Origin of the sequence: Psychrobacter sp. YP14 (assembly GCF_003209315.1) — a bacterium.
GTDB lineage: Bacteria > Pseudomonadota > Gammaproteobacteria > Pseudomonadales > Moraxellaceae > Psychrobacter > Psychrobacter raelei.
This window is the reverse complement of sequence record NZ_CP029789.1, coordinates 1,619,945-1,635,867: the sequence shown is the minus strand read 5'-3', so window position 1 is coordinate 1,635,867 and position 15,923 is coordinate 1,619,945. Positions and strand designations below refer to the sequence as shown.

10 protein-coding genes and 2 tRNA genes are annotated in these 15,923 nt (G+C 42.1%); 2 read left to right on the top strand and 10 right to left on the bottom strand.

Annotated elements, in window-relative coordinates; genetic code table 11:
• Positions 1-6: 6 nt before the first annotated feature.
• The 9 genes from DLE54_RS12065 to DLE54_RS06750 all read right to left on the bottom strand — a co-directional run bounded on the left by DLE54_RS12065 (position 7) and on the right by DLE54_RS06750 (position 12,249).
• A complete protein-coding gene (locus tag DLE54_RS12065) occupies positions 7-1,149 on the bottom strand; it encodes a type I-F CRISPR-associated protein Csy2 (RefSeq protein ID WP_110816677.1) in 1,143 nt (380 codons plus the stop codon).
• The gene (gene csy1, locus DLE54_RS06785; RefSeq protein WP_110816676.1) at positions 1,146-2,693 is read right to left on the bottom strand and encodes a type I-F CRISPR-associated protein Csy1; all 1,548 of its coding nucleotides are present in this window, start codon (positions 2,691-2,693) and stop codon (positions 1,146-1,148) included. Before csy1 ends, DLE54_RS12065 begins: the two co-directional genes overlap by 4 nt.
• 135 nt (positions 2,694-2,828) lie before the next feature.
• Entirely contained in the window at positions 2,829-6,305 is a 3,477-nt protein-coding gene (cas3f, locus tag DLE54_RS06780) for a type I-F CRISPR-associated helicase Cas3f (protein ID WP_110816675.1), read from the bottom strand.
• Between the two features lie 3 nt (positions 6,306-6,308).
• Positions 6,309-7,301, bottom strand: a complete 993-nt coding sequence (gene cas1f, locus DLE54_RS06775; RefSeq protein WP_110816674.1) for a type I-F CRISPR-associated endonuclease Cas1f — start codon at positions 7,299-7,301, stop codon at positions 6,309-6,311.
• A 483-nt stretch (positions 7,302-7,784) separates the two neighbouring features.
• A tRNA-Asp gene (locus tag DLE54_RS06770) sits at positions 7,785-7,861 on the bottom strand.
• A gap of 38 nt (positions 7,862-7,899) precedes the next feature.
• A tRNA-Val gene (locus tag DLE54_RS06765) sits at positions 7,900-7,975 on the bottom strand.
• A gap of 177 nt (positions 7,976-8,152) precedes the next feature.
• Positions 8,153-9,283, bottom strand: coding sequence for a porin (locus DLE54_RS06760; protein WP_110816673.1), 1,131 nt, complete (start codon positions 9,281-9,283; stop codon positions 8,153-8,155).
• Between the two features lie 261 nt (positions 9,284-9,544).
• Positions 9,545-10,603, bottom strand: a complete 1,059-nt coding sequence (locus DLE54_RS06755; protein ID WP_011960703.1) for an alpha-hydroxy acid oxidase — start codon at positions 10,601-10,603, stop codon at positions 9,545-9,547.
• A gap of 290 nt (positions 10,604-10,893) precedes the next feature.
• A complete protein-coding gene (locus DLE54_RS06750) occupies positions 10,894-12,249 on the bottom strand; it encodes a cation:dicarboxylate symporter family transporter (protein ID WP_011960702.1) in 1,356 nt (451 codons plus the stop codon).
• A gap of 293 nt (positions 12,250-12,542) precedes the next feature.
• Here DLE54_RS06750 and trpB point away from each other — a divergent pair, with 293 nt between their 5' ends.
• Positions 12,543-13,763 carry a tryptophan synthase subunit beta gene (gene trpB / locus DLE54_RS06745; protein WP_011960701.1) on the top strand — a complete coding sequence of 407 codons (1,221 nt, stop codon included), beginning with the start codon at positions 12,543-12,545 and terminating at the stop codon, positions 13,761-13,763.
• A gap of 26 nt (positions 13,764-13,789) precedes the next feature.
• Here trpB and DLE54_RS06740 read toward each other — a convergent pair whose 3' ends face one another.
• Complete coding sequence (locus DLE54_RS06740; RefSeq protein WP_110816672.1) at positions 13,790-14,374, bottom strand: AAA family ATPase; 585 nt, start codon at positions 14,372-14,374, stop codon at positions 13,790-13,792.
• Between the two features lie 308 nt (positions 14,375-14,682).
• Between DLE54_RS06740 and DLE54_RS06735 the strand changes: the two genes are divergently transcribed.
• Positions 14,683-15,828, top strand: a complete 1,146-nt coding sequence (locus tag DLE54_RS06735; protein ID WP_011960699.1) for a beta-ketoacyl-ACP synthase III — start codon at positions 14,683-14,685, stop codon at positions 15,826-15,828.
• The last annotated feature ends 95 nt before the right edge of the window (positions 15,829-15,923 follow it).

Sequence of the window (15,923 nt, the reverse complement as noted above, 5' to 3'; positions counted from 1 at the left end):
GTACTCCTATATATAATCTTCATCATCATTGTTGTTGATGGTTGGGGGTTGATAGTTTTGTTTACATAAATACCAGTTAGGCTGGTAGTTATAGCACCACAAAGCTTGCTCAAGTTGCACTAATTCTTTAATACGATGGACACTTTGCCACTCACCAACAGTATGTACTGCCTCCACAAAACAGACGTCAGTCGTGGCATCACGGGTATTATCGACTTCATCATTTTTATACACTGGGCTAATGGCTTTATAACCTGTCATAATTGGCACAAGATATCCCGAGGCAGGTTTAGGTTGATATTCCCACTGTGCTGGTGTTTTACTGTCAGGGTTTAGATAGCTTTGCCACTGTTTTAATAGCGCCTTAAAGGATTTATCATTAAGCGTATCAAAGTGCTGAGTGATGGCGTCAGGAATATCTGTGGTTAGATAAGGTGTTGTTAAATACTTTTGCCAAACTGTCCATAATTTATTATCTGTTAATCCGCTAAGATGCTTATCGATTAATTTATGTTCGGGTCGGGCAACTTGCTTTAGTGATACAAAGTCTATCCAAGCGGTGAGCGTATCTATATCTTGTTCATTTGCATGTGAGGCAAGCAGATCATTACGGTCATATAAAACAAAGCCAGGAAGCAATGAGCGTACTAAGCGTTTAATTTGTGTTCCTGCTTTATCACTGCCTGTGATATTCACTAAGCTAATATCTTTAATATCCAAAATGCTACCGCCTGCAATACGAAGCAGACGACAGTGAGTATCTAACCATGCTTCAAGTTGCTTGTTATCTGCAACAAAACCATCATAGGCAATGAGCAAAGATAACGTGACATTCATTTTACCCTCTTCGATAACCGAGGCAGGGCTACTCTTTTTGTCATCTGTTAAGCCATGTAGATAGGGTGCGTTACGAGACTGGGTAAATTTAATCGCACCGTTGTCGTTTTTAAAAGTATGCTGATGATGATCATGAACGATCATTGCTGTGCCCAGTAACTTTATGGGTTCTTGGGAGTAATGCTGATCTATTTTACGTTGGAGTGTATGTGTTGCTCCCATAACTGCGGTAGGACTGACCGAACCTGTTGTAAGACCTGCAACAGCATTGGCATTTTGAACTTTAATACGATTAATACAAATCAGCTTCATACTGTCGTCTCCTTAGGGTTATCAGTATTATCAGCAGTATGACTATCAATAACACTATCTAAATTAACGCTTTGCTCATCATAAGCCATCTTTAGCATATCAATATGTTCACGTAAAATATTGGCAAAAACATCTCGCCAAATACGGTTATGCTCATTAGTAGAAATGAACTTATTATCTTTTCCTGTAAGAGATTTATTAAGCCAAAGTACAAAGCCTTTAACCAGTTTTCCTTGCCAGTCGCTTTGTCGTTTTACATTGTTAAACTCTGCATCCTGTCTATCGAAGTCTAGAAATATTTGTTGCTCTATAGGCAGTTGGCATTCAGGATTGGCACTCCATCCCGCAGGCAAGATAGCTAAGGTTTGTGAGTAGTCAATGACATTATTAGCAATTGCTTTTACCCAGTTACGCACGCCTTTAAGCCTGTTAGGGTCTTTAAAGCTAATCTCCGCCTTTTCAAAAGTAAGCAATAAGTCACGCAGTTGCTTAATATTGTCAAAAGCATAACGATTTAATAGACGGGCATTAAACATAGTTTCTAAGTGTAGAGGTGGTTTTAATTGGTTTTGCCAAACAGGTGGCGCACTGTTAAACAGACGAATATTACCGCCTCGGCTGCCATTATTTACTGATACGTTTTGTGGTTGGCTCATCACTGTGGCTAAGGTCGCTACGTTTGGTAGGCTTTGATATACCTCGGGGCTGTATTTTTCTTTCTCCTTTTGCTTATATATTTTATCTCGTGCTTTTCTGACGTCTTTAAAAAAGTAGGTGGCATAAATAGCTTGAATAAGTGAGGAGGGTTTCAGTACAACTAGCAAATGATAGTCATCTTTAACAGGAAAGTAGACTTGTTTGGCAAGTGAGTCCGCTTTGGGGTGTGGGTTGAGTTTTTGTTTAAACGTTGCTGTCCAATCTGCTAAGTTATCATCAGCCACTATATGTTTAAGGGGCGAGCTATCACCTGCTTTGAGCAACTTGCCTAAAGGGTCGCCATCGACACTTAATAGTAGAAACTTTGCAATTTTTGATAAACTGGCATTAGGATAAGCGCCATCATAAATGACATGGGGCAAGGCGCTGGTCGTCAAATAGCCCGCTTGTACATCATCTATCTCATCCATAATAGATGAGCCACCACTACTAGAGTGGGTAAGCTTCGCCACATGGGTGGCTGGCGTGACATAGTCAATTTGTAGTAGGGCATGATTAATCCATACACTATAATAATCCGACATTTTTTTGATTGCATTGATGGTGTTATCTACAGACGTTATCCATCCATTTTTAACAAACTCTTGATACAACGCTTTAATCTTTGGTAAATTTCGCTCATTTAGCGACAGCTTTTTCAGTTTGTTTAACTGTTTGTGTAAGTCTTTACTTTGGTTATCATCTTCGGTTTTCGCTGTCATCAAGTGGTCAAATAGCTTTGTTGCAAGGATAGCGCCTTTCATTTTTTCTACTTTATCTTGTTCATTTACCTCATCTATATAATCAGTGATAACCGTTTGCCACGTTTTGACATTGTTAGACGACATATTAAATCCTTATATTTGTTTGGTTGTTTGCCTACCTAATAGAAGAATATTAGGTGGCTTAGACAGTAGTAGCTTAATAAATCTTTTTTACCACCGCATAGGTGGCTTAATTTCTAGAATTTTTTATCATTACTCTTAATACAGACCCAACTGATATTGATAAGTTAAAGCAACATTAGCTGTGTGATAGGGCGATGGTTTGATTTCTCCAAACTTTCTACTAATATCCTCTAGGCTATAGTTTTTGTCTTGCTGAGCGAAGTCGTCAATAAGGTTTTGATAAATAGTTAATGGCGTTAAATCCAACCAAAACTGAATGCCAGAACCGAGTAATAATTGACTGTTATCTGTTATCGTAAATTCAGTGCCAAAATTTTTGGCATCATGAAACCGTTTGGTGGGATCAAACTCTTTGGGGTCTGCCCATTTAAATGTCGGTTTATTAAACGTATCAGTTAGCCATAAATGATACGAATCACCTTTGACAGACTTTCTGAATTTTTGCTGACGCTGTACCTCTCCACTCCACTGTACTGAATGCTTCCACCAATTTGATGCTTGTTGATTGTGTGACGTATCTTTAAGAAGCCTTTTATATAAAGCTTTATGTTCTAGCTCATTTAAGTTTTGAACATCGTCACTTTTAGGTGTAAAGTTTTCAGGAAATAAAAGCTTGGGTGTGGCATCTATTGTTTGATAATTCGCTTGCTCTAACACTTCAATTAAATCATGTTGACTTAATTTTAGACCGTCACCTTCAAATCCTGGCTTGGTAAAACAAACCTCATTATTTTTCAACGCTTTGATGTTTTTATTGAGTAAGCTAATGTTCGGCGAGGTAGGGGTGATGTCTCTATGACGTAATATACGCCCTGCCAGTTGCACCATTGAACGGATGGAGCTGGGTTCAACGATTGCCCAATCGTAATCGTGGTCACGCCCGACCTCGGCAACGGGCGAGGCTAATACTACAAAGATATGATGTTTATGTGTTGTTTCTTTAATAATACTGCCAACACCTTGGGTGTCATGCCAAATACGCTCAGGGTCTTTACGGGTCAATATATTGTCTAGCTTATCCTCTATATGTGAGCGAATGACGAGCGGAAAGCGGCTGTGATAAATGCAGTAGTGAATACAGGTATCGTTAGGCGCATCTTTAGCCAATAGATACTTAGCCACTTGAATAAGGGGGTCGATATTAGCCATACGAACTAAGCCAATAGAAACGGCTTTATCCGCTCGACTCAAATGATGGGTTTGATGAAGCGCAATAATTTCATTAAATATCGTATTTGCCATGTTTTCACTGACGCTATTTTCATTGATGCTTAAGTGTTTGGCTTCAATGACAGGCGTAATTTTACCTAAGCGTTTTGGTGGGTGTTTTTTAAGGTGATTGATACGATTAGTCACAAAGTTGTCATGTGTATTTTTAAAGTCTTTAAAGCTATCAAAATTCACTAGCTGTTCAATAGGCTGTTGTGTTTCATCAAACCAAGCACACTGTATTGTCTTGTCCCAGTCGGCTATATTCGCCTTGGCATAAGCACGCCAACCCATTTTGTAAGCCTCAAAGCAGGCATAAACCAAGGCAGGTGGCATAGTGGCTGTCGACAGTAAAACACGACTGCCAAGCATGGCTGACCAATGAATCAGTCGACATAACGCAGGCAAATCGCTTAATCCAAAGTCATCAGGTTCATCTAGTATCAAGTCACTAGTCAAAAGCCGTAACATGGGTGCGATTTGCTGACCACCTCTAATACCTTCGGTTGCAGGAATTAAATGATCAATGGTGCATACCAATACGGGAGGTAGTAATAATTTATTGACTCGGGGCTTGTCTTTAGTCCATTTTGATAAAGAGTGGTCTTGTATTTTACCTTGATAGTCGAGGTATAACTCAGGGTTGATAAAGTCATCGGCAGATTCACTGCCCATTAGTTCGGCATTATCAGCCTCTTTTTCATCGCTTGCTGTTGTGCTGGTATATTTATTTTGCTGGTTTTCAAACAATGCTTTGACGGCTATACCGCCTACAGCGATGGATAGTTCATCCTCATTAAGCTTCATCACCTTTTGAAACTCACGCCCTGTTTGCAGAGTTAAAGTACGTAGACCCAATGCCACATTAAAGCGTACTTTTCCCGTCTTTTGACCAATGGCATACATAATCTTGGCATTACATAAGGTTTTACCGCTACCAGTAGATGCCATATTGATACCAAAAAACCCACTGTTTTTGGTCTGCTCTCCGATGGCTTCAGCAAGGTTTTGTGCATCATCTTGCCAGCGAAACTTTTTGAATAACTGTTCGGATTTATCTTTACTGAGTTTTTCTTCTTTAAGATTTTGTTTAAGGGTATTCTTTAAAAAGTCATTATTCTCTAATCCATACAGTTTTCTTTTTAATTGCGGTAATTGTGTGCTGATTTTTCTAGCTTCATAACCGACACCGATAAGATGTTGGTCTAACTGTTGTTTATAAACCTTTTTACCCGCTTCATCATAACCTGTATTGGCATATACTTTATAATTGTCATCTCTATACCTACCTAAGTGCTTGGGGTCATTGCTGGTATCAAAACTTAGAGAGGAAACATAATGGTCTGCCATCATCAACGCTAAACGAGATAGGTGGGTACTAAATAGTCTATCATTTATTAGGCTAAGGTTACCTTGAGCATCTTTTTGTAAGCTGCTTAAAAAGGGTAAGAGATCTGCTTTTGCGTCACTGGCAACATCGCAAGCACGAGAACGCCATTGATGGCTATGATAAGGTAGGGCGTCACCACTAAACGACCAGTTGTCTTTTATACGAGAGGCTTGATCCTCATCAAGACAATTTGGTGAGTTCCAAAAGTCTCTAAAGCTTTTAAACCAATGTGATATATCTATAAATGATGGTTCGTTATCAAATCCATCTTTATATTCAGGGTAAGTAGGTAGCTTGTGATGCGTCACAATAAGCCATGCCACCAATTGTGCCAATGGCGGTAGGTTTACTAGGGGATTATTTGATTTTGTTATAGATTTATCGATGCCATCACGAAAAACATCTGTCGTATCTGCAAAATCACCATTGACCAAACGGTTTAACCACGCTGCATCATCGTTATCGCCTACGAATGCTTCAAATAGCCTCACCGATATCCATTCATGACGATATGGTTCAAACGTCTCTGTTTTAATTTCTGGGTTGATTTTATCTTGAAACAGCTTGTTTGCTTTTCCAAAGTCATGAAACAGTCCTGCGATGGCGCTGGCATGTTGAATAAGCGGTAAGCTTTTCCATTCATGGCTGTCTTGATAGATACTCACGTCATCTTCTGTCCAATTCACAGGCACAAAACCCACCTCATTAAATTTACGTTTATTACCCACTATCCATACCAGTTCGGTACGCTGGCGAGTACGTACACGATGGCAACTGACTGCCGTTGAACGGGTGGCAGATTGGCGTAATAACCGTTTAACCGTTATTAGCCCCTCTTCAGTAATGGCAGTTTGCCACACGTTATCGCCAATACGGTTGGCAAAGGCATCTAAAATACGCCGAGTCCGTTTGAGAGCTTTCTTCTCACATTGAGAGACAAAAGTGACGAGCATGATTTATATCTCCCAGTCCGTCTGCAAAGCCAAACCCTTCACTACCTCAAACATCACATCAAGCGCTTTATATTGGGTAAAATAATTTAAGCACTCTTGGCGAAACTCTTGCTCGCTGAGGTTCTCACTGGCGCAAATGAAGGATAGGGGCAGTACCAGTGCATCTTTGACAATGTCGGCGATATCAAACACCAATGCCCCGCGGCGAGTCTTGCCATGCATGACGGCAAAGCCATGCGGAATACCGAGCACCCAAGCGGTGGTTGCGCCCAGACCGTAGGCGAGATAATTACCGTGATTTAGGAAGCTATTGGCTTTATCAAGACCATCGTGGTCACGAGTAAAACCACTATAATTGGTATTTTGCGCAGCAAGTTTATACAGTGCTTTGGTTAATCGGGCTTCTAGCTGTAGTAGGTGCATAACGTTATCTTGCACCACAATTTGGCTTTGATGCGTATCTAGCAAGCTTGCGATATCTGGCTGCTGACTGTCAAAGCCATGTTGTTTAAAGTCTTTGTCTCGTTGCCAAACTGAGCGCAAAAATTCAATGCGGGCCAGCTGCATAATTTGCGCCGCTTGCAAGCGTTTGTCATCATCAAACCACCAGCTCATCCAGCCTTGAATGTATTCGGTGGGGCGGTATTCACTTTGCGGGGTCAGCCACTCGATAAAGATTTCTTTTTCGCTACCCATAAATAGCGGCGTGCCACCACCGCCACAAAACCCAACCAACACGCCGGCTTGAGACAGCAGACGCATGGCAGCATTGGTGATGGATGTACCTGTGCCAAGTAGGATAGAGGTGGTATTGGCGATGGGGATATTAAAATACTGATTGGCTTTGTCGTCTTCGGTCAGGTATAAAACCCGCCCATCTTTTTGCATGACGCGGCAATGGCTAAGGTAATAAATATTGGCACGTTTAGAGTGCAGGATAGTCTTCAGATCAGAGGAGAAAAAGCTGTTATCGGTATAAGCATTTTTATTGGTCATCATATCCCTTCGCATATAAAGCCATTCTTAGTACATGGTTTTATACTACTTAAAAAAAGACAATCAAACAATAGAGCTGACAGCACTAAACGACAGCTAGTGACGTTTAAGATAAGTAATAACTGCTTTTAGCTAATATAGTATTGCTAGGCTGAAAATGATGAACGTGAGGGTTTGTTTTATGAGATAGTGGGGAATAGAAAGCCCGATTTGAGACTATTATTAATATCAAGCAATACGATAAAACACCTGATTTGGGTCGAGAAAGCCACTATTTGGTCAAGCCAGCTTATCTGTTAATAGACTCATATAAATAAAATCAGAGAATAAGATACCTGTAGATCAGTAATATATTTTTAGAATTAAAAATATATAAATCAACAATTTATATGAATATACAGATACAAAAAAACCTCAAGTAAATCAATACTTGAGGTTGAAACTTTTGTGCTTAACTAAAAAAGCTTATTAAGTTTTAAAATATGGCGCAGCGGACGGGACTCGAACCCGCGACCCCCGGCGTGACAGGCCGGTATTCTAACCAACTGAACTACCGCTGCTTAGGTCGATTAGTAAGTTTAAACACTAACTAATATAGTGGTGGGTGATGACGGATTCGAACCGCCGACATTCTGCGTGTAAGGCAGACGCTCTACCAACTGAGCTAATCACCCTCGCTCTGTGGATGTGTATTATATAGATTTTATGACCCTTGTCAAACCTAAAAACCAATTAATCGGCAGAAAAATAGAACATAAGACAGTTTTTAGGGCCATTTGCGACTTTGTTGGACAACAGCCTTAGATTTTACACCAACCCAATCTATATGAATAAGTGCTAAGAGCGGCGGACTAGAACTTGTATTGAAGACCTGTGCCAATAGCAAAATAATCTGAGTCACCTTTGGCATACAGAGGGGTTAATTCACCGTTGGCATCCTCTTGTGTGCCAAGATATCCTTCCACACCTTTTGCCTTGTTATAACCCATATAAGCATGGGCAATGACGTTATCTTTAAAGTTATATTCACCACCGATCGCAATCTGATTAGAGTCTGCGCCAGAGATACCATGTAAATCAGTACTTCTATTGTACTGAGCATATACTGAGGCAGGTCTTGCGAAGTTGCTTAAGCCGAGCTTTGCACTAAGTACCATGCCTTTTTCTTTTTCTGAGTAGCCGTCATAATCAGCCACTTGGTATAAGGCGCCTAACGTAACAGGCACGTTAGTGGATTTGGCTAAATCATAGGTAGCGGTACCGCGCACAAGAGACCCTGAGATTTCTAGGTCCTTGTCATAAGCAACGCTTGCCACCAAGCCATTATTAGGCTTATAGGTGAGATAGCTGCCAAAGCCTTCGCCATTGTGGTATTCATTATCCTCATCCGCCTGATACATCACAAACAGCTCAAATGGCAAATCCTTACGCTCTGGTGACTGCCAGAAGAGGACATTAGATACACGAGGTACGGCATCGGTCATGTTTAGTGCGTTAACAGATTGTGTGGTTTTTGACAATTGAGTCGTGCCGTTATTGTCCCAGATGCCTTTAGCAACAACGACATTGTTAATCAAATCCACAGGGGTCCAGTAGCGACCGGCTCTTATTGTGCCCCATGTATCATTTTTTAAGCCTAAATAGTTACTACGATTGGGCAAATCAACACTTGAGCCATTACTTTCGGTCAAATTCACACCAAATTGAAACTGGTAAACCACGTCTGTGGTCGCACTAATAGGCTCTGAACCTCGAAGACCTATTGTTGATTTATAAGTTTTGATATGAAAGTCATCTTCTCCGTATTTACCACTGCCTTGGTAGGTAGGATACTTATCTGCTAACTGCTTTTTATCTGCATCAAAGTTTGCGTCAGAATAATAGCCTTGTACAAACAAGTTGCCGAATAGCTTGGGCGCTTCTGCATAAGCGGCAGGGCAACAAAAATAAAACAAGGCAAGAGGAGCAACGATCTTTTTCATAAATAAAACTCTTTATTGAAGTAAGAATCAGCAGAGATGACCAAAATTTGGTGACATATGTCAATTAATGTAGAGTTTATATTACAGATATTTATCCATAAGTAAATAGTTTAACCGTTATCTGTGGCTATCTATAACCGCGCCCAGCGCTTCTTTTGATAAAAAAATCGGCCTGCAAGACAGACCGATTTTTAAATATTTAGTGATAAAACTTAGGGATAAGCGCTTGGATCGCCCTATTAAAATATGAATATCATTGGGCTATTTCCAGATTACCGAATGGTCAATACTATTAATGGTGTTGTACCCAGTTAATGTCATTGCCATTTCAAATTCATGTTGTAAGATTTTAAGCGCTTTGGCCACACCCTCTGATCCTGCTGCTCCCAATGCTTGAGCAATCGGTTTGCCTAATAGCACTGCGTCAGCGCCTAAAGCCAAAGCCTTTAAGACGTCCGTACCACGGCGGATACCGCCATCGATGAGCACGGGAACTCTATGGTCGACACGCTCAGCTACTCGCTGTAATGCCTCAATGGTTGGCGGCGCGGTATCTAATTTACGCCCTCCGTGGTTAGAAACAATAATACCAGAGGCGCCAATATCAAGGGCTCGTTGTGCATCTTCAGCATTAACGATGCCTTTAATCAGTACCGGCAAGGAGGTATAAGCAATCAGCATTTCCACTTCTTGCCAAGAGACAGGTGCTGGCCGGCCAATCTTATAAGGCATGTTCAAGTCTTTAGACAGCTCAAAGCCGACCTTGTCTTCTTCATTGCGTACAGCCGCGGCAACAGAATCTAGGGTAATACACACCGCTTTGCAGCCGGCCGCTTCTGCTTGTTTTAGCACTTTTTTGGCAAATTCTAAGTCATCTTGGATATACAACTGAAACCAAATCGGCGTGGTCGCAACTTGCTGGATGTCTTCTAAAGAGGTGGTGGTAAAGGAGCTAATGACACAAGCTGTTTTGGCCTCTCCAGCGCCTTTGACAGTAGCAAGCTCACCGTCAGGATGCATGGTTTTTTGGAAAGCAAAAGGGTCGACTAAAATTGGATAGGCCAACTCATCACCAAATAAGGTCACTTTAGTATCTAGCTTTTTTGCATCATTTAACACTCTAGGGTTTAAGGTGATGTGGTCATAAGCACGGTGGTTATTTTGATGCGTAATTTCATCGCCGGCACCAGTTGAGACGTAGGCAAATGCGCCTTTGCTCATTTTCTTTTTTGCCAATACTTCAAAGTCAAAAAGATTGGTGACTTGCGACAAGTCATTAATCTCATAATCGGCGTTAATGTCTGTGCTGGGGTGAGTCATGTTTATAAAGCTCCTTATATTTATTATTAATAGGTTTTTTAATTGGACAGGTTTAGAGTAATTTCACAGTACGGGGCTTGCCTGTTAATAATATTAAAGCCAATATAGTTTGTTAAATGTAGTGTTGTTGTATTGAAGGTATAAAGAGTCGTAAGGGTGTGGGCATAAAAATACCCCATAAATTGTGGTCAAATTATGGGGCGAATATCGGTAAGATTTAATGGCTGGGCTGATTTGTAACAGCTTAAATATAGGCTGGGTTAAAGTCAGCGTTAAAGTCAGCGTTAAAGTCAGCTAGGCTGGCCTTGATAGTCTGCATGATGCGCCACATCACCCAGTACCTTATTGCCGACCACACCTGCGGTAATCGAGCCGCTAACGTTAACCAAAGTACGCATCATATCGATAAGTGGCTCAATAGAAATCAGCAGGCCAGCCAGCTCTAGTGGCATACCTAATGTGGACAGCACGATAATGGCTGCAAAAGTTGCGCCACCGCCGACACCTGCCACCCCAAATGAGGCAATCATAGAGATGCCCACGACGGAGGCAATAAAACTCATAGACCAAGGGTCAATGCCCATAGTGGGGGCAATCATCATTGCTAACATCGCAGGATACACACCTGCACATCCATTTTGACCAATGGTTGAACCAAAGGATGCTGAAAAGTTAGCAATTGGCTTGGCAATACCCAGCTCATTGACTTGCGCATCGATACTTAGCGGTATGGTTGCCGCAGAGCTACGTGAGGTAAAGGCAAAGGTCAATACCGGAGCGATTTTCTTAAAGTGGCTAATGGGCGAGCGTCCAGTAAGCGTAATAATCAAGGCGTGCACAATCAGCATAATAAATAGGGCAACATAAGAGGCGATTAAGAATTTGGCCAATTGCCAAATAGCGCCGGCATCAGTGGTGACAATGACTTTAATCATGAGCGCTAAGATACCATAAGGCGTTAGGCGGATGATTAAGCGTACCAACGCCATAACCCAGCTTTGAGCGATATCGATACCTTTGATAATCATGGCACCTTTTTCAGGGTCATTTTTATTAACGGTTAAAGCGGCGATACCCAATAAGCTTGCGATGACCACAGCTGAAATCATTGAGGTGCTTTCAAGACCGGCTAAGGTGCCGCCAATGCTGGTCGGTATAAAGCTTAAAATCAGGCCCGGAATGGTCAAATCGGCCACTTGGCTGCTGCTTTCTATGATACTTTGGCTACGAGCTATCTCTTGCTCACCGGCCACAATAGAGCTGGCATCAAGGTGGAATAAATTGGCAATAATCGCCCCGTCAAAGGCTGCGATACCGGTAGTAATGATTAAGGTGCTGATAATCCAAAAGCTCATCGAACCAATCATAGAGGCTTTTTCTAATCGAGCAATGGCTGCCAAGATGGAGATAAATACCAAAGGCATTGCTATCATTTTTAATAAATTCACATAGCCATTACCAACGATATTTACCCAAGGTAAAAAGCTTTCTGTATCCAATCCTAGGCTCGATATTACCAGCCCATAGATCACCCCAAGAAATAGGCCTAAAAACACACTGCGGCTTAACGAATCGCTTTGACGATGATAACGCCATAGACCGTACAGCAGGCCAACAAAGAGGATCAATAAGACAAAAACAAGCATCTCAAACTCCGCAATCAAAACAAACGGACTATTATCCAGACTTGTAGGATAAGGTCTAGCGCTAAATAGAGGAGTTATTATTCCTTTAGGTTATAAGGGATGTATATTTTTGTTTGTAGTTGCGGCGTTGGGTTTACAAGAATTTAGGTCATATTGTGGCTTGACCGGAAGAATAAGTTAATTTAGAATTCGTATCAGTGTACTAGAACACAAAAACACTAAGGCATATAAAGCATAGATAGGTAGATACAAAGCATTATTTAAATATTTTTTATAGCAGGCTAGGGGCAAATATGACACAGATAAAAGACAGCTATGGTTTACACGCATCGACACTACCAGACACCCAAGGTCTATATGGCGAGTTTGGGGGAAAAATTAGTCATCCTGAACTGGCACGAGCGCTAGATGAGCTAGAGACTGGATTTCGTGAAATTATTAAAAATGATGATTTTATCGCCGAGATGAAGCGCCTGCGTGAGACCTATGTAGGCAGACCTAGCCCGATTTATCATGCTAAGCGACTGACAGCGCACTGCGGCGGTGCGCAAATTTATCTAAAGCGTGAGGACTTAAACCATACCGGCGCCCACAAAATCAACCACTGCTTAGGTGAGGTGCTACTGGCCAAAAAACTGGGAAAAACCAAGGTAATCGCTGAGACCGGTGCAGGCCAGCATGGGGTAGCATTGGCGACGGCGGCAGCACTTATGGGCGTGGCCTGCGAGATTCATATGGGGGTGGTCGATATCAAAAAAGAGCATCCTAATGTCAGCCGTATGAAAATATTGGGCGCCAATCTGGTGCCCGTATCACAAGGAGCTGGTACCTTAAAAGAGGCGGTTGATAGTGCTTTTGAGGCGTATTTGGGCGATATTAAAAACAGTATGTTTGCCATTGGCTCAGTGGTTGGTCCCGCGCCTTATCCTGAGATGGTCGGGTACTTTCAATCGGTTATTGGCCATGAAGCGCGCGAGCAGTTCTTACAGGCGACTGGTAGTTTACCTAATAAAGTCGTGGCTTGTGTCGGTGGCGGCTCCAACGCCATGGGTCTATTCAGCGGCTTTATGGAAGATGATGTCGTTGAGAAGATTGGTGTTGAGCCGGCAGGTGAGGGGTTAGATACGCCGAATCATGCGGCCACCATGACTAAAGGTGTCAAAGGTGAGATACAAGGCTTTAAGTGCTATGTGCTACTTAATGACAAAGGCGAGCCGGCACAAGTGCATTCTATCGCTTCAGGGCTAGACTATCCGGGCGTTGGTCCTCAGCACTCTTATTTGCGCGATGCCAATTTGGCCACTTATGAAGCAATCACAGATAAAGAATGTTTAGAGGCGTTCATGGCCCTGTCTCGCCTGGAGGGTATTATCCCAGCACTGGAGTCCTCACATGCGGTGGCTTATGCAATGAAGATTGCCAAAGACATGCCGGCTGATCAGAGCATCTTGGTCAACTTGTCCGGTCGAGGTGATAAAGACATTGACTTTGTATTACAGAAAATTAAGGTATAGTCGCAGCTTATCCAAAAGCTGTCTTATCATAAACCAGCGTCAAGCCACTGGGTAACTTGCTGTACCCGTGCTTGACGTGTCCCACCAATGCGTAAAAATGGCTTATTGTGCTCAGTTAAGGCATCGATAAACGCTTGGGTAATCTGCTCTCGCTGCTGGGGCGCGTCACGTAAGTCATCAGCCACCCAAGGCACATCCACCTGCGTTAGCAAGATCAAGTCGTAATGATGGCTCAGTGCTGCAGCCTTAAGCGCGGCTGGACACTCATTATAATACCAATACGCATACACCATAATCTCAAATAAAGCGGTATCACAAAACAGATAGCGATTGGCCACCGCTGCCTGCTGATTTTCGCTCGCAACTTGCCCATAGGCGATCGGCATTAAATCCTGCCATTCACAAACGCTTTGAGTGGTGTCCCATTTGTGCTGCAAATAGGGGCGCATGTACTCAATTACCCACTGAGTCTGATAATGCTGAGCCAAATCTTGGCATAGGGTCGTTTTGCCAGTACTTTCGGCACCAAGGATAAGCACCTTTTTAATACCGGCTGGCGTGTGCTGCTGTAACTCGGCTTCTATATGAGCTTGTGATACCTTAATAGGCATTTTAAAATAACCTTTTTATATTAATAAACGCTTGTACACTGAACAATAGCAATTTATAGTTATCAATTGCGCCATAAATAAGCTGAGATAGAAAAAGATAAAGAATTTATCACACTCAGTATTAGGAATAATGACACAAAACAGGCATAATATTAGGCTTGTGCTTAAAATGCCAACCGAGGGTCAAATACTGCAACTCAGTTTTTCAGTCACTTGACACCGCAATAAAAAAAACAGCTTCACCTCTTTGAGCGTGATAACTTTTAGTATGACACATAATTAATTTGCTAAGAATAATAGGAAGCAATATGAAAACATATATTACAGGGACAGGTCTATATATTCCGCCATATAGCATCAGTAATGAAGAGCTTGTTGACTCATTCAACCAGTATGTCGCTAATTATAATACTCAATACGCCAGCGAAATTGAAGCAGGGACCCGTGACGCACTAGAGCCTTCATCGGCTGAGTTCATTGAAAAAGTATCGGGTATTAAGTCGCGATATGTTATGGACAAAAAAGGCATCTTAGACCCTGAAATTATGGCACCTGTATTGCCGGCTCGTAAGCTGGGTGAAGAGCTGTCTTTAATGGCTGAGATGGGGGTGGATGCCCTACAACAAGCTTTAGCAGAAGCCGGCCTTGAGGCCACTGAGCTTGACGGAATTATTGTGGCCTGTTCAAACTTACCCCGCGCTTATCCTGCATTGGCCATTGAGATTCAACATGCCATCGGTATGGTGGGCGGCTTCGCTTATGACATGAACGTGGCTTGTAGCGCCGCAACCTTTGGTATCGCTCAAGCAGTGGGTACGATTAAAGGCGGCTTAGGCACTAAAATTGCTGTGGTAAACGTTGAGATTACTACCTCGCACCTAAACTTCCGTAACCGTGATAGCCACTTTATCTTTGGTGATGTGGCGACGGCCTCTATTATTGAGCAGCTAGATACACCAAAAGGCTATGAGATTTTAGACAGCAAACTGTTTACTCAGTTTTCAATCAATATCAAAAATGAATACAGCTTCTTAGACAGATGCGAGTATTTAGCAGCAGGTACTGAGCTGTATCATGATCTAAAAGAACCGGTAACGGATAAGCTGTTTTTACAAAATGGCCGTAAGGTGTTTCGCGAAGTATGTCCTAAAGTCTCTGAGATGATCAGTGAGCATTTGCAAGAGAACAACTTTAAGCCTGAAGAAGTAAAAATGATGTGGCTACACCAAGCCAACTTAAACATGATCAATCTAATTTTACGCAGTGTGGTCGGTAAAGATGCTGACCCTGCGCTTGCGCCCACTGTGATTGATGAATTTGGTAACACCAGTTCAGCCAGCCCTGTGATTGTGTTCCATCGCTTTAAAGATCAGCTGCAATCAGGCGATTTGGGCGTCATGTGCTCCTTTGGTGCCGGTTACTCAATCGGCTCAGTGCTGGTGCGCAAAGTTTAACTCATTGGTTATAAAGTGCATTTTATCTAAGATTAAGCAGGTCATTGGGCCTGCTTAATTCGTTAGGCCATGAATTTAACATCGTGAGTATCGGT